At 43.2% G+C, this 3033-nt stretch carries 5 protein-coding genes; all 5 read left to right on the top strand.

Features of this window, described 5'->3' with window-relative positions; translation table 11 throughout:
• Window positions 1–1068: MvdD family ATP-grasp ribosomal peptide maturase (locus F6K49_RS38700; RefSeq protein ID WP_293105775.1), on the top strand; the 1068-nt coding region annotated here is incomplete at its 5' end.
• Window positions 1069–1216: 148 nt separating this feature from the next.
• Complete coding sequence (locus F6K49_RS38705) at window positions 1217–1525, top strand: hypothetical protein (RefSeq protein WP_075897055.1); 309 nt, start codon at window positions 1217–1219, stop codon at window positions 1523–1525.
• Window positions 1526–2053: 528 nt separating this feature from the next.
• The gene (locus F6K49_RS38710) at window positions 2054–2182 is read left to right on the top strand and encodes a hypothetical protein (RefSeq protein ID WP_269086950.1); all 129 of its coding nucleotides are present in this window, start codon (window positions 2054–2056) and stop codon (window positions 2180–2182) included.
• 144 nt (window positions 2183–2326) lie between these two features.
• The gene (locus F6K49_RS38715) at window positions 2327–2605 is read left to right on the top strand and encodes a hypothetical protein (RefSeq protein WP_293074231.1); all 279 of its coding nucleotides are present in this window, start codon (window positions 2327–2329) and stop codon (window positions 2603–2605) included.
• A gap of 15 nt (window positions 2606–2620) precedes the next feature.
• Window positions 2621–3033, top strand: a 413-nt coding sequence (locus tag F6K49_RS38720; protein WP_293105782.1) for a PIN domain-containing protein, incomplete at its 3' end; no start/stop codon positions are given.

Here is a 3033-nt window from a genome sequence, read left to right on the forward strand (position 1 = left end):
TCCCTATTCCCTACTCCCGACTCCCTACTCCCTATTCCCTATTCCCTATTCCCTTTATTATTAACAATGACAGTTTTAATTATTACCCATAGCCAAGACAACGAAAGCATTCCCCTAGTGGTAAAAGCCATTGAAGAAAAAGGGGGGAAAGCCTTTCGATTTGACACTGACCGATTTCCCACGGAAGTCCAACTAGATGTCTACTACGGTAAGAATAAAGACGGTAAGAATACAGAAAGATTAATCCTAAAGTCTGAGGAAGAAAAGCTAGATTTGCAGGAGGTCTCCGCAGTTTGGTATCGGCGCATTGCCATGGGGGCAAGAATTCCCAGCACGATGGATCCGCAAATGCGGCAAGCCTCTGTACAAGAATCCCGTGTAACCATCCAAGGTATGATTGCCAGTATTGATGGCTTCCACTTGGATCGGGGCTCTGTGATTGAGCAAGCTAAGAATAAGCAGTTACAGCTAAAAGTAGCACGGGAACTCGGGATAGATACTCCCCTTAACCTGACCACTAATAATCCAGCCGCAGTGGTGGAATTTGCCAAAGAATGTGAGTCTGGCATAATTACCAAAATGCTTTCATCCTTTGCCATCTATGATCAGCAGGGAGAGGAGCAGGTAGTGTTTACCAATCCGGTCAAACCGGAGGATTTGGACAACTTGGATGGATTAAGGTTCTGTCCAATGACCTTTCAGGAACATCTCCCTAAGGCACTAGAGTTACGAACCACAATTGTCGGAAAGCAAGTGTTTACTGCTTCGATAGACTCTCAACAGTTTCCAGGTGCTCGTTATGACTGGCGGCGACGGGGCGTTGATTCCCTAAACGCTTGGCAGCCCTATCAGTTGCCCCAAGATCTGGAAGAAAAGTTGCTGAAGCTAATGGATTACTTTGGCTTGAACTATGGCGCGATTGATATTATTCTAACTCCCGATGGTCGCCATGTATTTCTTGAGGTCAATCCAGTGGGAGAATTCTTCTGGCTTGAGCTTTGCCCTGGCTTACCAATTTCCCAGGCTATTGCTGATGTTTTGCTGAACTTAGTGCCACGGCGTTCTTAGTATAGCAAAGGGAGCAGGCAATAGGGAGAATATAGCGCTACGGGCAAGGCAATTCCTGTGTTCACCCAGATACAAACGCTATCTATCATAGTAACATAGGTAAAATAGTTTGTTTATAGTCTGGGTTTAACTTCAGGATAATCTGAGCATGAAAAAGCAATTATTTTATCTAATTAAAATAACATCTACTAGTTTAATTACTTGCGCTTTAGGTCTAGAAATTTGGTATATTTATTTACGGCTAACCCATGGCTATCTACCAAGTAACCTCTATTATGTATTGTGGCTAGGAAGTATCGCTTTAATATCCCATTTCATTGAAGGTGTAATCGCTGCTTTTAAAGCTGACAGTTGTGATAAAAATCCTATAACCTATGGCATTTATACGTTTTTTGTGGGGTTTGTTGGATTGTGGGAATTATTGAATCCAAGTTCAGAAAGTTCTAGCTATAAATAAACCGTTGTACTGGATTATTTCCCGATCTCAAGCAAAAAATGATTAGTGTAACTGACCAATTAGAATTGAGCGACCCTATTTTAGCAAGAGCCATATCCACAGGGCAAACGCATCTTAAGATTATGGTGTGGATGCACCTTAGCTGCATCATCCCATTTCTTCCTAACTAGGGCGCTCTAGCAGATGCGATCGCGAATAGTGCCCTTTTTCCCCACAGGTGGTGCTCGCGCCGCTAAGCTTGAGGCCGTTACAGGTAAAGCTCGGACTATACTAAAATAGTCAATAGGTTTTAGAGAATCATGCTCCAAGAACTTGAAGCGGTATTTGATCGGACAGCTCTTCAACTGGAAGTGCCCTTAAACTTAGCTGCAGGTACAAGGGTAAGGATTATTGTTGAAAGTGTTTTGCCTGATTAAGTAAGGCAACCTACAACATTCCTTCAAACTGCTCAGTGTTTAAAATTACATGGTGACCCAGATTGGTCAGAGAAAATTGACCAATATTTGTATGGGGAAACTGTTTCTGAGAATGACTGAAGTTTTTTTAGATACTTCTTTTGCGATCGCATTATCTTCGGTCACCGATCATAATCATCAACGGGCTGTCAATCTTGCCAATCAAATTCAAACTAACAAAACTTGTTTGGTAATGTTGTAGTTATCAATTAGGCTTCTTATTTATTATTTAAAATTTATTATTTAAAATTTCAGGAAATTCCCCTTTCTGGTTAAACCATTTTGCTATTCAGCAACGCCAACCCAAAAGCTATAATTGCTTCAAATAGCTAATTGCCTAACACCTATGAGTCAGCAGCTAACTCTAGAAATCAGCGATGAAGTCTACGCCGACCTACAGCGTAAGGCCAATGCAGTAGGAATATCCATAACGGATTGGATAGTCGCCGTTCTCAGCAGACAAGACGGAACTGTTAGCACTACGATGCTGTCTCCAGAGCAGCAAGAGCAGGCACGACAGAAGTTCAAAAGCCATGCAGGTGCAGTCAGTCTAGGACACGCAACGGGTGTAGATAACCTAGAGATTGATGCTGACCTCGCCAGAGCTTATACTGATGAGTATTAGAATGGGAGTGATTTTGTGCTTCTAGACACATCAGGTTTGTTGTGCTATCTCCATCGGGACGAACCACAGCATAAAAAGGCGGTGCAGTTAGTCGATGATGCGGGCAGTAAACTCTTGACTCATAGCCATGTCTTAGCCGAGTTGGTTGCTCTTGCACTGATCCGCCGGTTCCCTCGGGCTAAAGTTTTGGAGTTTGTGGTTGACTTGGTTGATAATCCAGACATTGAAACAGTCTGGGTTGATGAACAACTACACCGAGAAGCCATGCAGCTTTTAGCTGATCGGCAGGACAAGACCTATTCCTTGTGCGATGCGGTCAGTTTTATTCTGATGCGCCAACGTAGCATAACCGATGCATTAACCACAGATCGGCACTTTGAGCAAGAGGGATTTTTGACACTCCCCGCCCTGGAAGGACGGGGATTCTT

Source organism: Moorena sp. SIO3I6 (assembly GCF_010672095.1).

Coding starts and splice junctions, on each gene's coding strand:
- F6K49_RS38705 (WP_075897055.1), top strand. CDS start 1,217: ATGAAAAAGCAATTATTTTATCTAATTAAAATAACATCTACTAGTTTA.
- F6K49_RS38710 (WP_269086950.1), top strand. CDS start 2,054: ATGACTGAAGTTTTTTTAGATACTTCTTTTGCGATCGCATTATCTTCG.
- F6K49_RS38715 (WP_293074231.1), top strand. CDS start 2,327: ATGAGTCAGCAGCTAACTCTAGAAATCAGCGATGAAGTCTACGCCGAC.